Raw genomic sequence first — 19917 nt, forward strand, 5'->3', positions numbered from 1 at the left:
ATAGCGATATTTAATATGTTTAGTTTAAAAGGAAAAATTGCCGTCATCACCGGAGCTGGCAGCGGAATTGGAAGGGCCATTGCCGTTGTCTTGGCGGAGCAAGGTGCCGTAGTACATATTTTGGAGGTCGATGAAAAAGCGGCCAACAAAACCTTGAAAACGGTCATTGAAAATGGGGGTAAGGGATATTTCCATTGGTGTGATGTGAGTAACCAATCAGCCGTTTTAGAAACCTTTAATAGAATTGACAGAGTCGATATCTTGATAAATAATGCCGGGGTCGCCCACATTGGTACGGCTGAAAGTACTTCGGAAGCTGAATTTGACCGAATCTATCGAATCAATATAAAAGGCGTTTATAATTGTCTTCATGCATGTATTCCTTTAATGAAAAAACATGGCGGCGGACGTATTTTGAACATGGCAAGCATTGCTGCATCCCTAGGAATATCAGATAGGTTTGCCTATTCCATGTCCAAGGCTGCGGTATTGAATATGACCTTAACCGTTGCCAAGGATTTTATAAACGACAATATTACTTGTAACTCCATTTCGCCTGCCCGGGTACACACCCCTTTTGTGGATGGATTTATCGCCAAAAACTTCCCCGATAATCAAGAGGAGATGTTTGAGAAATTATCAAAAACGCAGCCCATTGGCAGAATGGCCAAACCTGAAGAAATTGCCGCTTTGGCAGTATATTTATGTAGTGATGAGGCGCAATTTATTACTGGTACGGACTATCCCATCGATGGTGGGTTCATTAAATTGAACGGTTAATCAATGAGACTAAAAAATAAGATTGCATTGGTAACGGGTGCCGGTAAGGGCATAGGGAAGGAAATCGCTTTAGGCTACGCTGCGGAAGGGGCTACCGTAATCATTAATGATTTACCTGGGATGGATTATGCTGAGCAAGTAGTAGGAAGTATTGTTAAAATGGGCGGAAAAGCCGAGTTGTATGAAGGGGACATGTCCAAGGTTGCGGAGATTCGGAAAATGTTCGCCTATATTCGTCAGGAGTATGGCCAATTGGATATTTTGGTCAACAATGCCGGAATTACTGGTTGGAGCGATTTTTTTGATACCGATGAAGCCTTGTTCGACAAGGTAATCGGCCTGAATATAAAGGGAACCCTGTTTTGTTCCATTGAAGCGGCACGCCTCATGAAAGAAAATGGAAAGGGCGGTAGTATTATAAATATATCCTCCATCTGTTCTGTACTCAGTGTGAAGAACCTCATCTGTTATTCCACCAGTAAGGGAGGCATAGAGGCCATGAGCAAACAAATGGCGGTGGAATTGGCTCCGTTTAAAATTAGGGTGAATACCTTTGGACCGGGCCCAATAAACACGGAACGGAACTTGAATGAGGATCCGGAGTATAAAGAAAATTGGGGTCGGGTGGTACCCATGCAAAGGACCGGAGAACCGGAGGAAATGATTGGGCCGGCTATATTCTTAGCTTCTGATGAGTCCAGTTATGTGACAGGCCAATTGTTCTACGTAGATGGCGGCTGGAGCGTACAGGGGAAATTTGCGGAGGATAGTATGGATAGCCAGTTGAAGAATAGTGGGGCAAAATAATAAAACCTAATAATTCAACTATTAAACGCAAACTAAAAAAGGAGAAATAGGATTCCCACTTTTTGTTTAAAGTAGCCTCGACAAGAGATAACTGCGTTGTTCTTTTGTGTCTCATGTTGAAAATGCATATAGATAGCTAACGCTTTACAAACTTCAACAAAAAAAGGACCAGCAAGCTGTCCTTTTTTTATTTTCGTATGTAACACCTTCGGTGAATCTATATGCATTTATTTGTAGCCTCGGCAAGAATCGAACTTGCATCTAAAGTTTAGGAAACTTCTATTCTATCCATTGAACTACGAGGCCAAATAGGCTGGCAAAAATAGGGTTTTTTGTGGATTGTAAGCAAAAGGAATTACATCAATTTCTTTTGGACCATATTTCATACATGGGTTCCCCCCTGCTATTATTGCCGGTATGATGCCAATCGTCCCCTTTGATTTCGTAGTTGAATTCAAGACTTGCACCTACCCGATCGTTATCACGGGAGAAAAACTCGATGTTCTCCGTATAGACCCCGTCCACCGAAGTGAAACTACCGCCCCCCGTTCCAGAAAAGGCCATGGTCTCTGTTTGGTAGGCAATCCATTGAAACCGACCGTCCATCAGGAATTTTAAGGTTTTCCTTGGGTTTTCATCGCCCCGGCGTTCTTGGCCCGTATCGGGGCCACGCGTAGCAAACAGCCATTGCCCGTCCAGGGCTTGGTTCAAGGATTCCTTTTTTTCAAAGGTTATGGCATCCTCCATTTGTATTATGATCTTATCTCCATCCATGGAAAAAGGCATTTCCAATGCCCTGATTCCGTCCTTTTCAAAGTTCGAATTGAACTCGAGCTGTACTTTTAGCATCTTTTCATCCGCAGTATAAAACCCACCTACCGTTTTTATAAATTCGGCCGGGTCCAATTTGTATACCGAATAGGTCAGATAACCCTTTTTGATTTTAAGTTCGTGCTGCGTATTGTCCTGATCGGAAAGGTAGACACCGGCCGCAATTTGGGCATTTGCCATGGATATCAGCAAGGCCATTACCACAAAAGGTAGTATTCGTATTATTTTAAGATGTTTCATTTCCATGGATATATTGATTAATATTCTTGGTAAGATACTGAATATAAATATTTTGTAAATTTAAAAAAAATCATAAACCCGACTCTTTTGAACAATTATTGGTCCTTGAACGTATTTTGTTTGAAAACGGTTGTTTTTTCAATTTTTTTGTTTTCATTTGTGCCCTAAAATATGAGGTTAACTCAATGTAAGGCCATGGTCTTTAGCTGAACATAATGCAATTTGTTTGTATGTTCGGGTTTTTGGGAATTAGGAAGTCAAACCCAAAAATGGCTTATAAGATAAGCAACCGAATTTTAAAGCTAACTTCCGAATGTAACTCCTCGATCGTGCAGAGTCAGCACATCTATTTTTTCATTCCCACCACCCAAAAACAAATTCTTATTTGATTTGAAAATACATCATGTTTTCTTAACATGATATGAGCACATTTTATTAATTATTAAACCGTATTTTCAAACATCAAATATTTTTTTACATGAATACCAAGTATATTGATCTTATCGATCAGACCTATTTTTTCCCCCAAGAGGAATTTACATTAGACGGTGACCACTTGAAATTTCACAATATTCCCCTAAACGAATTGGTCGAGGAATATGGTAGCCCTTTGAAGTTTACCTATCTACCCAAAATATCCGAGAATATTGCGCGTGCAAAGAACTGGTTCGTAAATGCCATCAAAAAGAACGATTACAAGGGTAAGTACCATTATTGCTATTGCACCAAAAGTTCACACTTTCAACATGTAATGCATGAGGCATTAAAGAACGATATCCACATTGAGACCTCTTCCGCCTTTGATATCAACATTGTTGAACAGTTGAAAAAGGACGGTAAACTTAAGGACGACGCCTATGTCATCTGTAACGGGTTCAAACGCGAGCAGTATATCGATAACATTGCCCGGTTGATCAATAACGGCCATGACAACTGTATCCCGATCATCGATAATTATGAGGAAATAGAACTTCTTTCGGATAGTATTAATGATACGTTCAAAGTTGGTATCCGTATTGCATCGGAGGAGGAGCCCAAATTTGAATTTTATACATCCAGATTGGGCATCGGCTATAAAAATATAGTGCCGTTCTACGAAAACCAGATAAAGGACAACGATAAGGTGGAGCTTAAGATGTTACATTTTTTCATCAATACCGGTATCAGGGACAATGCCTACTATTGGAACGAATTGGTAAAGTGTCTAAAGGTGTACGTGCGACTTAAGAAAATCTGCCCTTCTTTGGACAGCCTGAATATTGGCGGCGGATTTCCAATCAAGAACTCACTGGCCTTCGAATACGATTATCAATATATGGTGGATGAGATCTTGAACCAGATCAATATTGCCTGTGCAGAAGCCGATGTACCCGTTCCCAATATTTTTACCGAATTCGGTAGTTTTACCGTGGGGGAAAGTGGCGGTGCCATCTATGAGATTCTCTACCAAAAGCAGCAGAACGATCGTGAGAAATGGAATATGATCGATTCCTCCTTCATCACTACTTTGCCGGATACCTGGGCCATTAACAAACGATTTATCATGCTGCCCATAAACCGGTGGAACGACGAGTACGAAAGGGTCTTGCTGGGAGGCCTTACCTGTGATAGCGATGACTACTACAATAGCGAGCAGAACATGAACGCCATCTATCTCCCAAAGTACAAACGTGATAAACCTTTGTACATCGGGTTCTTTAATACGGGTGCCTATCAAGAGACCATTGGCGGCTTTGGCGGTCTGCAGCACTGTTTGATCCCACAGCCCAAACATATCTTGATCGATAAGGACGCGAATGGTGAACTGGTAACCACTTTATATAGTCCACAACAGACCGCTGAGGACCTCTTGGAAATTTTGGGGTATGGGGACTATCAAAAAGGAAAAAAGAAAAAATCCGCAAAAGCGGAAAAACAACTTTCAAATTAATTAGTTCTAATTTTTAAATCAGATGAGTACATCAAAGAATTATGCAGGTATACCTGACAAATTCGCACAGTTGGAAACCGCAAAGGTTATTTTGATTCCAGTGCCTTATGAAGGCACTACGACTTGGGGCAAGGGAACGGTGAACGGACCCAAGGCCTTTTTGGAAGCCTCCGAGAATATGGAGCGCTATGATATTGAGACCGATACCGAGGTGTACAAACAAGGTATTTACTTGGCCGATGCCATTGCCGGACACACCTCTCCAGAGGCCATGGTAAACGAAGTCCACAAAGTAACCAAGGACTATATAAAGCGAAATAAATTTGTAACACTGGTAGGCGGGGAGCATTCCATCTCCATTGGTACGATCCGCGCCTTTAACGAGTGCTTTGACGACCTTACCGTGCTACACATAGATGCACATGCAGATTTGAGGGATTCCTATGCCGGTAGTAAATACAATCACGCCTGTGCTGTCCATGAGGCCAGTCAGACTACCAATTTGGTGCAAGTAGGGATTCGTTCCATGGATGCCATTGAAAAGACCTTGATCGATGCGGACAAGACATTTTTCGCGCATGAGATGGTGGCCGATGAATATTGGATGGACAAGGTCATTGAGGCCATGACGGACAATGTATTCATTACCTTTGACCTGGACGCTTTGGATCCTTCGATTATGCCATCTACGGGAACACCGGAACCTGGGGGGCTTTTATGGTACGAGACCTTGGAGTTCTTAAAACAGGTTTTTGAGGAGAAAAACGTGGTAGGCTTTGATCTGGTGGAACTTTGCCCTAATCCTTCCGCAAAATCCTCGGATTTTGTGGCCGCAAAGTTGTATTATAAGATGTTGAGTTATAAGTTTATGGGCCAGGACGCTGATGAGGAGTACGACAATACCTATGATGTGGACTATAAATCGATCAACAGTTTAAAATTTAATGATGACGAAGAATAAGGGAGCTATCTCCAATTTTATTGAAAAATACTATTTACACTTCAATGCCGCAGCTTTGGTGGATGCCGCCAAGGGCTACGAGGAGCAACTGAACAAGGGTGCCAAAATGTTGGTTTCCTTGGCCGGGGCCATGAGTACCGCGGAGCTGGGAAAGATTTTCGCGGAAATGATCCGTCAGGACAAGGTTCAGATAATTTCTTGTACCGGAGCCAATTTAGAAGAGGATATCATGAACTTGGTAGCACACTCGCACTATAAGCGTGTGCCAAATTATCGAGATCTTACGCCGCAGCAGGAATGGGATTTATTGGAAAAGGGACTGAATAGGGTAACGGATACGTGTATTCCAGAGGAAGAAGCCTTCCGTAGGTTGCAAAAGCATATTTTTAAGATCTGGAAGGATGCCGATGATAAGGGAGAACGCTACTTGCCCCATGAATTTATGTATAAAATGTTGCTCTCAGGTGTTTTGGAGGAATATTATGAAATAGATTTGAAGGACTCGTGGATGTACGCTGCAGCGGAGAAAAACTTGCCAATTATCTGCCCAGGTTGGGAGGACAGTACTATGGGCAATATATTTGCATCGTATGTACTTAAGGGAGAGCTGAAGGCCAGCACCATGAAATCCGGTATTGAGTACATGACCTTTTTGGCAGATTGGTATACCGATAATTCCGAAAACGGAATCGGGTTTTTTCAGATAGGAGGTGGTATTGCGGGGGATTTCCCCATCTGTGTTGTGCCCATGTTGTATCAGGATATGGAACGCACGGATACCCCTTTCTGGAGCTATTTTTGCCAGATTAGCGACAGTACCACAAGCTACGGTTCCTATTCAGGTGCCGTACCCAATGAAAAGATTACCTGGGGTAAATTGGATATAGACACCCCAAAATTTATTATAGAAAGTGATGCGACCATTGTTGCACCTTTAATTTTTGCTTATCTTTTGGACTATTAATTATTTATGGACAAGAACGCACATTTAAAAAAAGTAATCGTAGATTTTAAGAAGTTGACCCCCGAAGTGTTGAAGCTTTTAGTGGAGCGCTATCCAGATGGGTATGATGATCGTAATATCATATCCTTTAAAAACGCCCAAGGAGAGCGGATCGAGGCGGTGGAGGTCCTAACGGAGGATACCAAATACCTGGTAAAGATCAGTGCCAAGTTGGAGTATACCATGGAAAACTATGATGAGGACGACTACGAGGATTTTGACGACGACGATCCAGACGCAATCATGGAACCAGATCCAAAGGATATGGTAGATGGCGATGAGGACGACGACTAGTCTTTGGATTTCGATTAAAAGTCAGTAAAATATTCTAAAATTTGGGTTTGGGTCCTATAGGCCTAAACCCATACTTTTTTATCGGAATAAGTCCGATGAATACACACTCCTAAAATTGTTATGAAAGTAGAAGAGATTGAAAATATTGACCTGGAGTACCTAAGCCTTTCGGACTATAAGGAACTGAAGGAGGCCATGGTTACTTCCTATCTAAATGTACACGATGCGGCTTGGACGGAGAAGGAGATCGATCGCTTGATCAAAAAATTTCCGGAAGGCCAGGTAGTGATAAAGATAAATGGGAAGTTGGCCGGCTGTGCCCTATCCATTATTGTGGATTATGCCAAGTTCGAAAGCAGGCATACCTATAAAAAGATAACGGGCAACTATACCTTCAATACCCATACGGACGAGGGCGATGTGCTCTACGGAATAGACGTTTTCATCGTTCCGGCGTTTAGGGGTATGCGTTTGGGCAGGCGTTTATACGATTACCGCAAGGAACTCTGTGAAAAACTGAACCTTAGGAGCATTGTGTTTGGCGGTCGGATGCCCAATTATCACAAATATGCGAAGGAACTAACGCCCAAGCAGTATATAGAAAAGGTCCGACACAAGGAAATAGAGGACCCTGTGTTGAACTTTCAGATCAGTAATGATTTTCATCCCTCCAAGGTGATGAAGGGTTATTTGGAAGGGGACAAGGATTCCAACGATTTCGCCATTTTGATGGAGTGGGACAATATTTATTATCAAAAACCGACGGACGAGGTCACCACGGCCAAAACAATCGTTCGGTTGGGGCTTATCCAATGGCAGATGCGTCCGTACAAGGATATAAACGAGCTATTGCAGCAGGCCGAATATTTTATTGATTCCGTTTCGGGATATCGGTCGGACTTCGCTCTTTTTCCCGAGTTTTTCAACGCCCCTTTGATGGCCGGAACAAACCATATGAGCACGCCCGATGCCATACGGGAACTTGCAAAGCACACCGAGGTGTTGGTGCAGAAATTTTCGGAGTTTTCCATTACCTATAACATCAATATCATCGCGGGGAGTATGCCCGAAGTTATTGACGGCAAGCTTTACAATGTGGGGTATCTGTGTAGAAGGGACGGTTCCTTGGAGCGCTATGAAAAACTACACGTGACCCCAGACGAGGCCAAGGTTTGGGGGCTACAGGGAGGAACGAAGTTGCAGGCCTTTGATACGGATTGCGGAAAAATTGGTGTACTTATCTGCTACGATGTGGAGTTCCCGGAACTCCCGCGTTTGTTGGCTGACGAAGGGGTGGACATTCTCTTTGTGCCCTTCCTGACGGATACACAGAACGGATACTCCCGTGTGAGAAATTGTGCCCAGGCACGGGCCATAGAAAATGAATGCTATGTGGCCATTGCCGGTAGTGTGGGGAATTTGCCCAATGTGCAGAATATGGACATCCAGTTCGCTCAGAGTATGGTGTTCACGCCCTGCGATTTTTCCTTTCCAACGAACGGCGTAAAGGCGGAGGCGACTCCCAATACGGAGATGATCCTCATAGCCAATGTGGACATCAGTTTGCTCAGGGAGCTCAATCAATTTGGAGCGGTCCGGAATTTAAAGGACCGCCGCAAGGACATATTTGAACTAAGAAAAAAATAATATTGGAAAATTTAAAGATCATAGGTAGCGAGGAATGGTGCGTTTTTAAGGAATTGGGAGTCCCGGCCATTAAGGCGAGGGTAGATTCCGGCGCTAAGACCTCCTCCATACAGGCGACCAATTTAAAGATTGTGAACAAAGGGGCCCAGGAATGGGTAAAGTTCGAGGTGAACCCCTTACAGGAGAACCGCAGTATTGCCATCAACTGCGAGGCCCGGTTGATAGACCGTAGGATGGTGAAAAGTTCCAGTGGTATATCTGAGGAGCGCTTGGTAGTACGTACGCCCGTTACCATGGGCGATAACACATTTGATATAGAACTGACCCTGGCAAATAGGGATACGATGGAGTTCCGGATGTTGTTGGGGCGGGAGGCCTTGACGGATAGGTACATTGTAAACCCGGCGGTAAATTATCAAATCCAGGAATTTACAGATGAGGAGGTTACGGAAAAATACAAACCCTATTACAAAGAAAAAACCGGACTGAAAATCGCCTTATTGGCAAGCAACCCCAACCTGTATAGCAACAAAAGGTTGATGGAAGCGGCCGAGGCACGTGGCCACGAAATCGTATTTTTGAACGTTGAGCAGGCCTATATGAAACTGGACGCGCATTCCCCGGAGATTCGTTATAGAGGAGGGAACATCCTCAAGGATTTTGATGCGGTCATCCCACGTATAAAACCGGCCGTTACGTTTTACGGCTGTGCGGTGATACGGCAGTTCAACAATTTGGGCGTGTATTGTCAGAATTCGGCAGAATCCATTACCCAATCGCGGGACAAGCTCTTCGCATCGCAGCTTTTTTCCAAGAACGATATTCATATTCCCATCACGGGATTCGCCAAATCGCCCATGGATACAAAGGATTTGATCAAAATGGTGAACGGTGCGCCCTTGATCATCAAATTGTTGGAAAGTACCCAAGGGAAAGGAGTTGTTTTGGCAGAAACGAATAAGGCAGCGGAAAGTGTGATCAATGCCTTTAAAAGTGTGAACACGAATATCCTTGTTCAGGAGTTCATCAAGGAGGCCAACGGGCAGGACATCCGTTGTTTTGTGGTCAATGGTAAAGTGGTGGCCAGTATGCAGCGCCAGGCGGAAAAGGGCGAGTTTAGGGCCAATATCCACCAAGGTGGCAAGGCGTCCATGATCAAGATTACACAAGAGGAAAAAAAATTGGCGTTGAAGGCCACCAAGGCTTTGAATCTGGCCGTCGCCGGCGTGGATATCATCCGTTCCAACAAAGGTCCCTTGTTGTTGGAGGTAAATTCCTCCCCCGGACTGGAAGGCATTGAAAACGCTACGGGCAAGGATATTGCCAATGAAATGATCAAGGCGATTGAAAGGAAGCTCAAGTTTAGCTAATGAGCACCCTTTATCGGGTTTGTGCAAGTACCTTTATAGGCCGTAAATGTATGGAATGAAAAAGCATACTAACCGTATCGACAAGCTTGTTCGATGGTATAAAAAGTTCCAGGTAAGCAAATCCCCCCAAATGAATTTGGTGTGGGGTTTTTTTCTGTATACGGTTATCGGCTTTGGACTTTTGTCCCTTCCCATATTCCATAAAACGAGTGTTGGCCTGTTGGACAATCTGTTTATTTCAACCTCGGCAATTTCCACGACCGGTCTTGTGACGGTAAGTGTTTACGATTCCTATAATTTCTTTGGGCAGTTCATCATCATGGCCCTGTTCCAGATTGGGGGCATCGGTTACATGACCTTGACCACGTACTATTTGCTGTTCACTACGAGAAACATTTCGGCCTGGCACAACAAAATTTTGGGGGCAGAATTTACCATGCCCAAGACCATAAAAATTAGGGATTTTATCAAGAGCGTGGTTGTTTTTACCACGGTCATGGAAGTGCTGGGGGCCATTTGTTTTTATATCGCGTTTCGGCAAACAGGGATGGAAGCGTTAAAAGCGATTTGGTTTTCGGTATTTCACAGTGTTTCGGCCTTTTGTACGGCCGGTTTTGGCCTGTTCAACGATAGTTTTGAGGTATATAATGACAACGTGTTCATCAATACCGTTATATCCGTTTTGGCCATTGCGGGATCCTTGGGTTTTATCGTGATTACGGATATATGGTACCGTATCACCGGGCGGTCCCAAAAACTATCCTTTACCACTAAGATCATTACCTATGGATTTTTACTGCTATTGGGATTGGGGACTCTGCTGGTGTATTTTGCGGAACCGAGTGTTCAGGGGTCTAAGTCCAAATTGACGGAGTCTTTTTTTCAGGCCATGACCGCCATGACCACGGTGGGTTTTAATACCATTCCTACGGGCGGATTGAGCCTCCCCATTTTGTTATCGGTCATATTTTTAATGTACATAGGTGCATCACCTTCGGGAACGGCGGGTGGAATGAAAATCACGACCTTGACCGCGATGATATCCGTGCTTAAAAGTAGGCTGTTTGGGCAACGTCAGATAACATTTTTCAAGAGGACCATCCCTTTTGAACGGCTTTATGTGGCTACGTCCACCTTCATTCTGTATACCAGCATCATTTTTCTGTTCACTTTTCTACTGACCTTTACCGAAGCCTTTGAACTACGGCAAATCCTTTTTGAGGTCGCTTCCTCCTTAGGTACCGTAGGTCTGAGCACGGGAATCACCGGCGAGCTTTCCCAATGGGGTAAATTGATGGTCATTGTATTGATGTTCATTGGCAGGGTAGGGGTACTTACGTTTGGGTTTGCGTTGTTGGAACGTAAATCAAGTAATTCTATCGAGGTGATCAAGGACGATTTGGCGGTCTGAAATCGACCTTTTCCAGTCAAGTCCGATAAAATTTTAAATTCTTTGGTTGCGATTCCGATGCTCTAGAGAAGCTTATACTGGTACCGTTGTAGCTTATTCCTAAAATGGAACTGGTATTTGGGAAAGTATCTCCTTTTAGTTGACAAAAAAACGAGCTAAAAAATTACATCTTGATAAAATCGGCGCACCGAAATTGATAGAGTATTATTTCTTATTTATGTCCGAATCAAATTCCAGACTAGAACTATTTTTTTGAATACATTTAGTTGTAACAAAATGATAGATATGTAGTTAAGAGGTTGCATTCCGGTGATTTTGAAGGTACGCCCCGCGGGAGGTTTGAACCTAAGGAAATCGATAAAAATAGTAGTAATCTAATACACCTTGCTTTATGAAATCTTTTCAAAGACCCACCCAGCACGCCGATAGCAAACACTTATTTTTTCAAAGACCTGTAGTCCGTTCCACAAAGGATACCTGCCATATTTTTGGTATTCAGGAATCGCATAATACCTTTAAGGGGTTGCATGAATACAGCTTTAAGGCTTCCAGATAATCTAAGTTTTAAAACAAAACTAACTCAAAAGGAAAAGCCCTTCTAGAAAGGGCTTTTACGTATTGCACATTTACCGATTATTGGGCAATCCAACGACGTAATTCCTCCTCCCCTTTCTGCTATAGCGAAACACTCTTCCCTGACAAGGGAGAGGAGATTTTTTGGATGGTAAAGAGTACCATGTAACACAAATTTATGTTAGGAAATAAACTGGCCTAATTTGGGATGCGTAGCAAATCCGGGAGGCTTTGGAATTGGCCGAAGGAAATCGCCCAAATAGTATTCCGATGCAATCGGAAACGGCCTAGGCGATGCGGGCCAAGGACTTCTTGGATTTCAAGTATCCCGAAATCAGCCTAGCCTTTTTGGATACTTTTTCGGCGATGGAAAATGTATTGGAACAAAAATCCCGACCCTCCCCGTTCCGCTGTCGCGGAACACCCCTCCCTAACCAGGGAGGGGAGCTTTTTTTGAGATGTAAGAAGTACAGAAATTCAAGCACACTCTTTTTTTGTCCTTCTGACGACGACCCCCCATTCCTGTCCTTCTGACGACGAGCGTAATGAGGAGGAAGAATCTCTAATTATCCTTCTACCTCCAAATACCAAAACTTTATTTGCACCAACCAATTATTTGTAGGATTTTTAAAGCACTTCCCCTGAAAGAGAAACATATGTAAATGTACACATATACAATTATTGGGAGCTATTAAATAAAAACAACTATGGACAAAGAAACATATGAAGAAGAGATTCTTGAAAGTAATTATGAAATTGCTGAAGACATCGAAAAATTCGACCCAAGTGATATTGTAGTTTATTCTAGAGACTGGACAATCGAGACTATTCAAGCACAGATTAAAGGAGGTAATATTGATTTAAATCCTAAATTTCAGCGAAGAAATGCTTGGACAGATGAAAAGAGAAGCAAGTTGATTGAGTCAATAATTATTGGCTATCCAGTTCCTGAAATTGTACTGGCTGAAGATCCTAATAAAAAGCGTTCATTCATAGTTATTGACGGAAAACAAAGACTACTAACTGTTGCTGGGTATATAGATCCTAAAACATATAATTATTGGTCAAGGCCTAAACTTCAAAGATTACAAGTTCGAGATGATCTTAATGGTTTAGGATATTCTGAGCTCCATTCAGATCCAAAATTTTCAAATGAACTTAGAGAGTTTCAAAATTCATCCTTGCGTTGTACCGTAATTACAAACTTTAATGCGAATGATGTACTGTATGACATTTTCTACAGGCTGAATTCTGGATCAGTACCTCTATCTACTCAGGAGCTTAGGCAAGTATTGAATAGAGGTGAATTTGCAAACTATCTCATTACTATAACCAATGATAAGCAACCGGTTCATGACGTATTAAAATTAACAGGACCTGATAAACGACTTAAAGACATTGAAATCATCTTAAGAGTATTGGCTTTTAGGATGTTTGCTTCTGATTACTCTGGGAATCTTAAGAAATTTCTTGATGATAAAATGGCTCTAATTACCGAAGATTGGAAAAAGTATGAAGATGTGGTGATGGGTTTGTATAAAGAGCTAAATGAGACCATTGAATACTTAGCAGAAATAATGAAATCTCATACAAAAGTAGGCCGGAAGGTTACGAATAATGAGTTCGAAAGTAGATTCAACCGGGTAATTTTTGAGGTTCAATGTTTCTTTTTCATGCAATTGGATAGAGAAAATCTGAAGACGACAGAAACCTTTGTTGAGGAATTCAAAAATTTGTGTAGTAATGATATTGAGTTTAGGGCTTCAGTTGAGTCTTCAACAAAGAATATTGAGAGTTATCGTACACGATATACTAAATTCCAAGACATCATTAATAAATCCTTTGATTTAAAAGAAGATTTAAATCCATTCAAATAGAGGAAAGTATGGATTTCGATATACAATTCACTAAGCTCAACGACTACATTAATGAGATTGAGAAAAAATTCCTTATTTCTCATTTAGAAGATTCATTGTCAACACCGGATGACTATAATCTTGATGTAAAATCGTATTGTATTTTATGCCATGCGGCTTTTGAAGAATTTATTGAGGCAATTGCACTGCAAGTGATGTCTAGGTCGATAAAAAGCTATACCAATGACCTGAAACTGACTAAACCATTGATTTCATTGATGCACTTTAAAAGCAATCATAATAATTGTCTTGAATCAAACACTGACTCGATCTCTATCGAAGATATTGAAACGATATACGATTATAATAGAGGTAAGTTTGATGAACTAAAATCAATTTTTTCTAAAGAAGTATTCAATAATCATGGGGTATCTTTAAAGTATTTAAGAAAGCTCTTGATGCCTGTCTCAGTTGATATACCCAAGAATGTAAACTGGTCAAATTCACTAGAAAAACTGGCAAATGAAAGAGGTGCTTATGCGCATAAATACTTAGAAGAAGGAAGGGTCAGACAAAGTATAGAACCTGAAGAAGCAAAAACGATAGTTTCAGATTGCCTGTCAATGTGTGAGGAAATTAAAAATAGAGCTAAAAATGTATTACAATAAAAACGGCTCCCAACAAAACCTATACGCAATGCCCTTATGGCCACGGAGTATCATAGACAGAGGTTTAAAAAATAAAATAATAGCATGAAACCTATATTATTTCATATTGCATTGTTGTGCTCCATTAGCGTTTTTGGGCAAACGAATAATAATAACTATGCAGCAGATGTACAATCCATAAATGCCATAATCACTGCCTATTACGATGTGGTTTCCGGTTCAAGTGAGGAGCCTTGGGAATTTGAACGGGATACCTACATTCACTCAAAAAATGCCTTCATCACTAGGCTAGACGAAAACGGAAAAGCCGATACCCATACGCTGGAAGCGGAGTACATTCCGGTTGCACTATCACCAAAAAAGGATTTTTATGAAAAGGAACTCAAGAGGATAGTTAGTAGGTATGGAAATATAGCACAGGTTTGGAGTGCCTTTGAAATACGAACGGACCCAGATGTTGCATCCGAGATTAGAGGATTAAACAGTATTCAACTGCATTATGAAAACGAACGTTGGTGGATAGATAGTTGGACCTGCGAAATGGAAATGGAGGAAAACAATCTCTTGATTGACTTTTTAAAGGAGGAATAAAAACATTTGCTAGCAATAACTCTAAAAAATTGTCTATTCTTGCCTACTTGAGAATCTAGGTAATTATCGGGATGCGGAATTTCAGTTTGTACGCACTTTTATCTTTTGGTGCTAACCCAAGAAATTACTTAATACACTTTAAAAACTAACAAATGGAAAAGACTGTTTTCACTAATCAGACCTTCTATACCCTTATACTACTTGGAATTGGAATTCTAATAAGCTGGAATTTGTATATATTCTCAATTTCTCAAAATTTAATAGCGCTCCTTCCCACATTTGTCCAATTTATTTTATTGGTCTTGATAATGTCAAAAAGTAAGCATGCCAAATTGGGAATAAAAATATGGGCAATAGTTCTAATTGTGGGCCCTAGTTTTTCAATAGTAGGTAAAACAATTCAAGTTTTATTAGGCGACGATGTAATCGGTAAGGTTGGCCCACTTGTAATCCAAATATTGATATTGTTCGCTGGTCTTACGATTTATCACTACAACAATACGACGGTAGAGGTGAAGAACGTTGATGTTAAAGATTAGGGGCTAGAATCGAGATTGCATTTAGCATTAAAAGCTTTGTAAATATGAATCCATTTATGAAACATATCCAAATATTGTTTTTATTGTCTTTTTCTATTGTTTCAAGCGCACAATATGATTGGACCAACGGGCAATTGGTTTTAAATAATGGTGAAACCTTAAACGGTCAGATTAAAATACCCATGGTTTCAAAAAACTTGATAGCCTTCAATGGAAAGGAAAAAGTCAGTTATAGGCCCAACCGAAAATCCAAAAAGGTTAAGTACGGAGCGGAACAGGTGAAGTTGGTAATATTTAAAAATTCACCTTCTGAAACAGCTTATTTTGAATACATTCCAGTTTTAGAAAACAAAAAGGGACTTTTTCAAGTAATTACAAGCGGTAAAGCAAGGCTGTACGCCAGGAGTGTTAGCGTAACTTCAGCTTCAGGACCGGCAGGCGGTTTCCAAGTGTATTCTTTTAATAATTTTAATGAGTATTATGTAATCAGGGATGGAGAAGAATTAGCGAGTCCAATGATTACGGCCAGACTTTCCCGTTCATTTAAAAATAGGGCTATGGAGTATTTTTCAGACTGCCTAAATGTGGTTTTAAAGCTAGAAAATAGGATTTATAAAAAGGAAGATATAAAAAGCGTGGTGGATGAATACAACCAGTGTGAGTAGTTTTTTGGGAATCTTCAAGTCAATCAATATATTTTTTGTTTCACCACCTTGGGTAGGGAAACTACCTAGACCATGCTCGCCAAATTTGAACACTTCTATCTGACCATCAAAAGCAACCGCTGGTATTGGTTGTTTTCCATTTTTTGTCGGGTTTCCTTGGCCTTTGCCTTTTTGGTGGCCGGGTGGGTCAAGATCATTGGGGAGCGCTTCGCCAGTGGCCTGTCCATCCTACATCCCATGGGTGCCTATCTGGAAGCCCTGCACCATACGGGGTATTATTACACCTTTATTGGCGTGGCACAGATCGTGGCGGCCATTTTATTGTTGATTCCCCGTACGGTGACCCTGGGAGCCTTGCTATATTTCCCCATCATCGTCAATATCTGGTTGCTGTCCCATGCAGTTCGATTTGAGGGGTCCTATGTCACCGCTCCCCTCATGGTATGTGCCTGCCTCTTTTTGATCGTATGGAACTATGACCGGGTGCGCTATTTGCTGCCGCTGAACCACTTTTCGGATTTCGGAATCCTCCAAAAACCAGAGAAATACAGTTGGAGGTTTCCCTATCTTTTTGCGGGTTTTGTCTTGTTGGTGATGGTGGGCACCGTGGCTTATGCCGAATTCGGACATGAAGTGATGCCTAGAAACTCTCTGGCAGATTGCAAAAAACAATTCACCGATGCCCCCAACCAGGAAGCGGGATATCAATTCTGCGAATGCATCCATACGACCGGAAACGACTTGGATTCCTGTTTGGAAACCTATGAAGAAGCTGTAAAACGCTAAGTATGAAACTACCCGACCAACTGATCCAATGTATGTCCAAAAGCGTCTTGTGTTGGCTGGCCACGGCATCCAAGGATAACCTGCCCAACGTTTCCCCCAAGGAAATCTTTGCCCCCTACCAAGAGGATAGTATTATTGTGGCGAATATTGCCTCGCCCCAATCGGTAAAAAACATAAAGCAGAATCCAAAGGTATGTATCAGCTTTCTGGATATTTTGGTACAAAAGGGCTTTCAGGTGAAAGGCAAGGCTGAGATCATACAAAAAACCCATCCCGAATTTCAAGCAATGGAAGGGATACTGACTAAAATGACCGAGGGAAAATTTCCCTTTTCGACCATCACGAAGATAACCGGGGAACAGGTAAAACCCATCATCGCCCCAAGATATCTGTTGTATCCTGAAACTACGGAACAGGAACAGATTGCAAGTGCCAGAAAATCCTATGGGCTTTAAAAATAGCGACATCGGAAAGGGCAAAGGCCCTTACCTAAAACTATCAATGTAAATCGGTCTCTTGAAGACGGGAAGGGCATGAAATAGAGGGCCATCTCAAGGAGGTCATACCCTATCTGGAACATGTCCTTATTCATATAGAGCCCGATGATCTGACATAGACCCCTTGACGTTAAAAATGGGTTAAACATTTGGTAAGTCTAGCCGGGATCGTAATTTTGGCCCGTGTTCGATCAATTAAGAAATAGCGTTTATATAAGGTTTCTATGGGGTTTCATGGGAGTGTACCTTTTGAACATTAGTGTGGATACCATAGACCCAAAGCCAGAATATATTCCAGAAAATCTTGCCTTTAATGACCAAGAGAGTATTGTGGAAATTGTGGTGGAGCAGTTATTGGGTTTTGAGGAAGCTTTTGAGGAATTTGATGACCCGGATACGGAGGAGCACAATACTTCTTCCAAGGTGAAAATAAATCTTATTTCAGCATTCTTTTTTGAATATGGTTTGGATACTTCGAATTTTGAAACCGCTATAAAGACCTTTCCCAATTATCAAATGCACTTGCCCCACGGGTTTGGTCAATTGATTACACCTCCGCCCAAGGTTTAATTTGTTTTTCAGCACACTGGTTTCCCATCGCAAAAGCGACATGGGATTATTTTCAAATGCTTTAACAAATTAAAAATGCAAACTCAAAAATTAGGGGTGTTCTTCTTCGTATGGACACTTTCGGCCACGGGCATGGCCCAAATTTCAAATGCCGAAAAAGACAGTTTATATATTCAACAGGTGGAAAACCAAAAAGAACCCGATAAGGTACTGCATGCGGAACCTCTTTATATTGATCTTATCCGTGATCTGGGTGCCAGAAGGGGAGAAAAGGAATGGAACCTAGGGCTGGGACTCACAGATAATTTAAAGTTTGATTCCTACGAAGCCTTGATCGAGTACGAATGGGCCCCCATGGATCGGTTGGGACTGGAAGTTGAGCTGCCATTTACTTTTTACTCGCCCCTAAACGGTACCCAAAGGGATTCGTTGCCTTCAAACAAATTAAACAGTATAAAGATAGCTGCGCAATGGTCCTTTTTTGTGAGCGAACCTATGGCCACTTCCATGGCATTGGGATACATCAACGAATTTGAACTGTCCAACTTTAGAAATTTTGGGGCACCATTAATTTCAGGAAATGTCTATAATCCTTTTCTGGTCGTAGCAAAGCGATGGGGGACCAATATTCATTCCCTAATCTATACAGGTCCCATGATAGCGCAAAATTTTGAGACCCAAAAGTTTCACACCACGTACGACATCAATACCAGTTTTCATTATATGATAACGGGTACCCGAAATTTTATAGGAGTGGAATTCAACAAGACCATGGACCGAAGGGATTTTGACATGACCATACGACCTCAGATGAGATTGGGTATAGCCGATAATCTTATGATCGGTATCGTTGGGGGAATTCCTGTGAGTCGCGAAAATGAGCGTTTAAGCTCCTTTCTTAGACTGATTTGGGAACCCGCGCACAAAAGAAAATAAATGGGCTTGGGGACGTAATCGAATATTTTTTAAAACGTCCCCAAATGCATTTCAATAGTCGACCATACGCTTTGAGATTACAAAAGAGTGTATCTTATGGCCCGATGATGATAAAGAAACGGATCTGACCGGAATATCCATCGACACCTTTGGATATAAACGGTTGCTAACTTTGAAAACCAAAAACAATTGAACTATGGGCATGAATAAAATAGCGGTAATCACTGGTGGAAGTAGGGGACTGGGCAAAGATATGGCCCTGCAGATTGCAAAGAAAGGTTTGGATGTCGTCATTACCTATCACTCCAACCAAGCTGCAGCGGAGGACGTGGTGGCACAAGTAAAAAAACAGGGTGTAAATTCCTTTGCCCTGCAATTGGACACAAGCGATGTTTCCACTTTTGATGCCTTTTATGGCCGATTGGAAGAGGGTCTTCAAGAATCCATGGGGGGCACCCACTTCGACTTTCTCATCAACAACGCCGGTACGGGCATTTACAAACCATTTTTGGAAACTACCGAAGCGGATTTTGACGAAATGATGAACATTCATTTAAAAGGGGTCTATTTTTTGACCCAAAAGGCCTTAAAATATTTGAACGATGGTGGTGGCATTATCAATATTTCCTCCGGTTTGGCCCGATTCACCTTTTCAAAATCCTCGGCCTATGCGTCCATGAAGGGTGGCGTGGAGGTGTTTACCCGGTATTTGGCCAAGGAGCTTGGCGAACGAAAAATCAGGGCCAATGTGGTAGCACCTGGTGCGGTTGCTACCGATTTTGGCAACGGCGAGAATAAGACCAACGAGCAAAAACGAAAAATGGTGTCCAGTGTAACGGCTTTGGGCCGGGTAGGGGAACCCGAGGATATTGGAGGTTTGGTTGCGTTTTTATGCACGGAAGATGCCCGATGGATCAATGGCCAGCGCATTGAGGCCTCAGGCGGTACCATGTTGTAAGGTA

General features: G+C 41.9%; 22 protein-coding genes and 1 tRNA gene. 20 read left to right on the forward strand and 3 right to left on the reverse strand.

Annotated elements, in window-relative coordinates:
• Positions 1 to 15 precede the first annotated feature (15 nt).
• Both ACZ41C_RS08560 and ACZ41C_RS08565 read left to right on the forward strand, forming a co-directional pair.
• Positions 16 to 780 carry an SDR family NAD(P)-dependent oxidoreductase gene (locus tag ACZ41C_RS08560; protein WP_464565592.1) on the forward strand — a complete coding sequence of 255 codons (765 nt, stop codon included), beginning with the start codon at positions 16 to 18 and terminating at the stop codon, positions 778 to 780.
• Positions 781 to 783: 3 nt separating this feature from the next.
• Positions 784 to 1587, forward strand: a complete 804-nt coding sequence (locus tag ACZ41C_RS08565; protein ID WP_464565594.1) for an SDR family NAD(P)-dependent oxidoreductase — start codon at positions 784 to 786, stop codon at positions 1585 to 1587.
• A 234-nt stretch (positions 1588 to 1821) separates the two neighbouring features.
• Here the strand turns inward: ACZ41C_RS08565 and ACZ41C_RS08570 are convergent.
• Together ACZ41C_RS08570 and ACZ41C_RS08575 are read right to left on the reverse strand one after the other, a co-directional pair.
• A tRNA-Arg gene (locus ACZ41C_RS08570) sits at positions 1822 to 1893 on the reverse strand.
• 54 nt (positions 1894 to 1947) lie between these two features.
• A complete protein-coding gene (locus ACZ41C_RS08575) occupies positions 1948 to 2658 on the reverse strand; it encodes a hypothetical protein (RefSeq protein ID WP_464565596.1) in 711 nt (236 codons plus the stop codon).
• 478 nt (positions 2659 to 3136) lie between these two features.
• Between ACZ41C_RS08575 and ACZ41C_RS08580 the strand changes: the two genes are divergently transcribed.
• The 8 genes from ACZ41C_RS08580 to ACZ41C_RS08615 all read left to right on the forward strand — a co-directional run bounded on the left by ACZ41C_RS08580 (position 3137) and on the right by ACZ41C_RS08615 (position 11830).
• Positions 3137 to 4588, forward strand: coding sequence for an arginine decarboxylase (locus ACZ41C_RS08580; protein ID WP_464565598.1), 1452 nt, complete (start codon positions 3137 to 3139; stop codon positions 4586 to 4588).
• A 22-nt stretch (positions 4589 to 4610) separates the two neighbouring features.
• Complete coding sequence (gene speB / locus ACZ41C_RS08585) at positions 4611 to 5549, forward strand: agmatinase (protein WP_464565600.1); 939 nt, start codon at positions 4611 to 4613, stop codon at positions 5547 to 5549.
• Complete coding sequence (locus ACZ41C_RS08590; protein ID WP_154918496.1) at positions 5536 to 6513, forward strand: deoxyhypusine synthase family protein; 978 nt, start codon at positions 5536 to 5538, stop codon at positions 6511 to 6513. Before speB ends, ACZ41C_RS08590 begins: the two co-directional genes overlap by 14 nt.
• Before the next feature lie 6 nt (positions 6514 to 6519).
• Positions 6520 to 6846, forward strand: coding sequence for a hypothetical protein (locus ACZ41C_RS08595; RefSeq protein WP_138256359.1), 327 nt, complete (start codon positions 6520 to 6522; stop codon positions 6844 to 6846).
• Positions 6847 to 6966: 120 nt separating this feature from the next.
• Complete coding sequence (locus ACZ41C_RS08600; protein WP_464565602.1) at positions 6967 to 8493, forward strand: bifunctional GNAT family N-acetyltransferase/carbon-nitrogen hydrolase family protein; 1527 nt, start codon at positions 6967 to 6969, stop codon at positions 8491 to 8493.
• Between the two features lie 2 nt (positions 8494 to 8495).
• Positions 8496 to 9863 (forward strand): 30S ribosomal protein S6--L-glutamate ligase, encoded by a 1368-nt coding sequence (gene rimK, locus ACZ41C_RS08605; RefSeq protein ID WP_193554872.1) that lies wholly within the window; start codon positions 8496 to 8498, stop codon positions 9861 to 9863.
• Positions 9864 to 9918: 55 nt separating this feature from the next.
• Entirely contained in the window at positions 9919 to 11274 is a 1356-nt protein-coding gene (locus tag ACZ41C_RS08610; RefSeq protein ID WP_464565604.1) for a TrkH family potassium uptake protein, read from the forward strand.
• Positions 11275 to 11665: 391 nt separating this feature from the next.
• Positions 11666 to 11830, forward strand: a complete 165-nt coding sequence (locus ACZ41C_RS08615; RefSeq protein WP_161595289.1) for a hypothetical protein — start codon at positions 11666 to 11668, stop codon at positions 11828 to 11830.
• A 304-nt stretch (positions 11831 to 12134) separates the two neighbouring features.
• Here ACZ41C_RS08615 and ACZ41C_RS08620 read toward each other — a convergent pair whose 3' ends face one another.
• Positions 12135 to 12332, reverse strand: coding sequence for a hypothetical protein (locus tag ACZ41C_RS08620; protein ID WP_464565606.1), 198 nt, complete (start codon positions 12330 to 12332; stop codon positions 12135 to 12137).
• 222 nt (positions 12333 to 12554) lie between these two features.
• On the opposite strand from ACZ41C_RS08620, the gene ACZ41C_RS08625 reads away from it, so the two are divergent.
• The 10 genes from ACZ41C_RS08625 to ACZ41C_RS08670 all read left to right on the forward strand — a co-directional run bounded on the left by ACZ41C_RS08625 (position 12555) and on the right by ACZ41C_RS08670 (position 19913).
• Positions 12555 to 13724, forward strand: a complete 1170-nt coding sequence (locus ACZ41C_RS08625; protein ID WP_464565608.1) for a GmrSD restriction endonuclease domain-containing protein — start codon at positions 12555 to 12557, stop codon at positions 13722 to 13724.
• 8 nt (positions 13725 to 13732) lie between these two features.
• The gene (locus ACZ41C_RS08630; RefSeq protein WP_464565610.1) at positions 13733 to 14371 is read left to right on the forward strand and encodes a HEPN domain-containing protein; all 639 of its coding nucleotides are present in this window, start codon (positions 13733 to 13735) and stop codon (positions 14369 to 14371) included.
• Positions 14372 to 14455: 84 nt separating this feature from the next.
• Entirely contained in the window at positions 14456 to 14962 is a 507-nt protein-coding gene (locus ACZ41C_RS08635) for a hypothetical protein (RefSeq protein ID WP_464565612.1), read from the forward strand.
• A gap of 152 nt (positions 14963 to 15114) precedes the next feature.
• On the forward strand, positions 15115 to 15501 hold the full coding sequence (locus ACZ41C_RS08640; protein WP_464565614.1) for a hypothetical protein: 387 nt from the start codon (positions 15115 to 15117) through the stop codon (positions 15499 to 15501).
• Between the two features lie 182 nt (positions 15502 to 15683).
• Positions 15684 to 16166, forward strand: a complete 483-nt coding sequence (locus ACZ41C_RS08645; protein WP_464565616.1) for a hypothetical protein — start codon at positions 15684 to 15686, stop codon at positions 16164 to 16166.
• A 72-nt stretch (positions 16167 to 16238) separates the two neighbouring features.
• A complete protein-coding gene (locus ACZ41C_RS08650; protein WP_464565618.1) occupies positions 16239 to 16952 on the forward strand; it encodes a DoxX family protein in 714 nt (237 codons plus the stop codon).
• A gap of 2 nt (positions 16953 to 16954) precedes the next feature.
• A complete protein-coding gene (locus ACZ41C_RS08655; protein ID WP_464565620.1) occupies positions 16955 to 17407 on the forward strand; it encodes a pyridoxamine 5'-phosphate oxidase family protein in 453 nt (150 codons plus the stop codon).
• Positions 17408 to 17683: 276 nt separating this feature from the next.
• Positions 17684 to 18019, forward strand: coding sequence for a hypothetical protein (locus ACZ41C_RS08660; RefSeq protein ID WP_154917474.1), 336 nt, complete (start codon positions 17684 to 17686; stop codon positions 18017 to 18019).
• Between the two features lie 75 nt (positions 18020 to 18094).
• The gene (locus ACZ41C_RS08665) at positions 18095 to 18955 is read left to right on the forward strand and encodes an HAEPLYID family protein (RefSeq protein ID WP_394349866.1); all 861 of its coding nucleotides are present in this window, start codon (positions 18095 to 18097) and stop codon (positions 18953 to 18955) included.
• A 196-nt stretch (positions 18956 to 19151) separates the two neighbouring features.
• Positions 19152 to 19913: an SDR family oxidoreductase gene (locus ACZ41C_RS08670; protein ID WP_464565623.1), complete on the forward strand. Its 762-nt coding sequence runs from the start codon at positions 19152 to 19154 to the stop codon at positions 19911 to 19913.
• Positions 19914 to 19917 lie beyond the last annotated feature (4 nt).

The organism is Maribacter sp. C-4077 (genome assembly GCF_055378385.1).

What these genes read in the sequence shown, in the direction of transcription:
- ACZ41C_RS08560 (WP_464565592.1), top strand. Translation starts at nt 16, where the DNA reads ATGTTTAGTTTAAAAGGAAAAATTGCCGTCATCACCGGAGCTGGCAGC.
- ACZ41C_RS08565 (WP_464565594.1), top strand. Translation starts at nt 784, where the DNA reads ATGAGACTAAAAAATAAGATTGCATTGGTAACGGGTGCCGGTAAGGGC.
- ACZ41C_RS08575 (WP_464565596.1), bottom strand. Translation starts at nt 2,658, where the DNA reads ATGAAACATCTTAAAATAATACGAATACTACCTTTTGTGGTAATGGCC.
- ACZ41C_RS08580 (WP_464565598.1), top strand. Translation starts at nt 3,137, where the DNA reads ATGAATACCAAGTATATTGATCTTATCGATCAGACCTATTTTTTCCCC.
- speB (WP_464565600.1), top strand. Translation starts at nt 4,611, where the DNA reads ATGAGTACATCAAAGAATTATGCAGGTATACCTGACAAATTCGCACAG.
- ACZ41C_RS08590 (WP_154918496.1), top strand. Translation starts at nt 5,536, where the DNA reads ATGACGAAGAATAAGGGAGCTATCTCCAATTTTATTGAAAAATACTAT.
- ACZ41C_RS08595 (WP_138256359.1), top strand. Translation starts at nt 6,520, where the DNA reads ATGGACAAGAACGCACATTTAAAAAAAGTAATCGTAGATTTTAAGAAG.
- ACZ41C_RS08600 (WP_464565602.1), top strand. Translation starts at nt 6,967, where the DNA reads ATGAAAGTAGAAGAGATTGAAAATATTGACCTGGAGTACCTAAGCCTT.
- ACZ41C_RS08610 (WP_464565604.1), top strand. Translation starts at nt 9,919, where the DNA reads ATGAAAAAGCATACTAACCGTATCGACAAGCTTGTTCGATGGTATAAA.
- ACZ41C_RS08615 (WP_161595289.1), top strand. Translation starts at nt 11,666, where the DNA reads ATGAAATCTTTTCAAAGACCCACCCAGCACGCCGATAGCAAACACTTA.
- ACZ41C_RS08625 (WP_464565608.1), top strand. Translation starts at nt 12,555, where the DNA reads ATGGACAAAGAAACATATGAAGAAGAGATTCTTGAAAGTAATTATGAA.
- ACZ41C_RS08630 (WP_464565610.1), top strand. Translation starts at nt 13,733, where the DNA reads ATGGATTTCGATATACAATTCACTAAGCTCAACGACTACATTAATGAG.
- ACZ41C_RS08635 (WP_464565612.1), top strand. Translation starts at nt 14,456, where the DNA reads ATGAAACCTATATTATTTCATATTGCATTGTTGTGCTCCATTAGCGTT.
- ACZ41C_RS08640 (WP_464565614.1), top strand. Translation starts at nt 15,115, where the DNA reads ATGGAAAAGACTGTTTTCACTAATCAGACCTTCTATACCCTTATACTA.
- ACZ41C_RS08645 (WP_464565616.1), top strand. Translation starts at nt 15,684, where the DNA reads ATGGTTTCAAAAAACTTGATAGCCTTCAATGGAAAGGAAAAAGTCAGT.
- ACZ41C_RS08650 (WP_464565618.1), top strand. Translation starts at nt 16,239, where the DNA reads ATGCTCGCCAAATTTGAACACTTCTATCTGACCATCAAAAGCAACCGC.
- ACZ41C_RS08655 (WP_464565620.1), top strand. Translation starts at nt 16,955, where the DNA reads ATGAAACTACCCGACCAACTGATCCAATGTATGTCCAAAAGCGTCTTG.
- ACZ41C_RS08660 (WP_154917474.1), top strand. Translation starts at nt 17,684, where the DNA reads ATGGGAGTGTACCTTTTGAACATTAGTGTGGATACCATAGACCCAAAG.
- ACZ41C_RS08665 (WP_394349866.1), top strand. Translation starts at nt 18,095, where the DNA reads ATGCAAACTCAAAAATTAGGGGTGTTCTTCTTCGTATGGACACTTTCG.
- ACZ41C_RS08670 (WP_464565623.1), top strand. Translation starts at nt 19,152, where the DNA reads ATGGGCATGAATAAAATAGCGGTAATCACTGGTGGAAGTAGGGGACTG.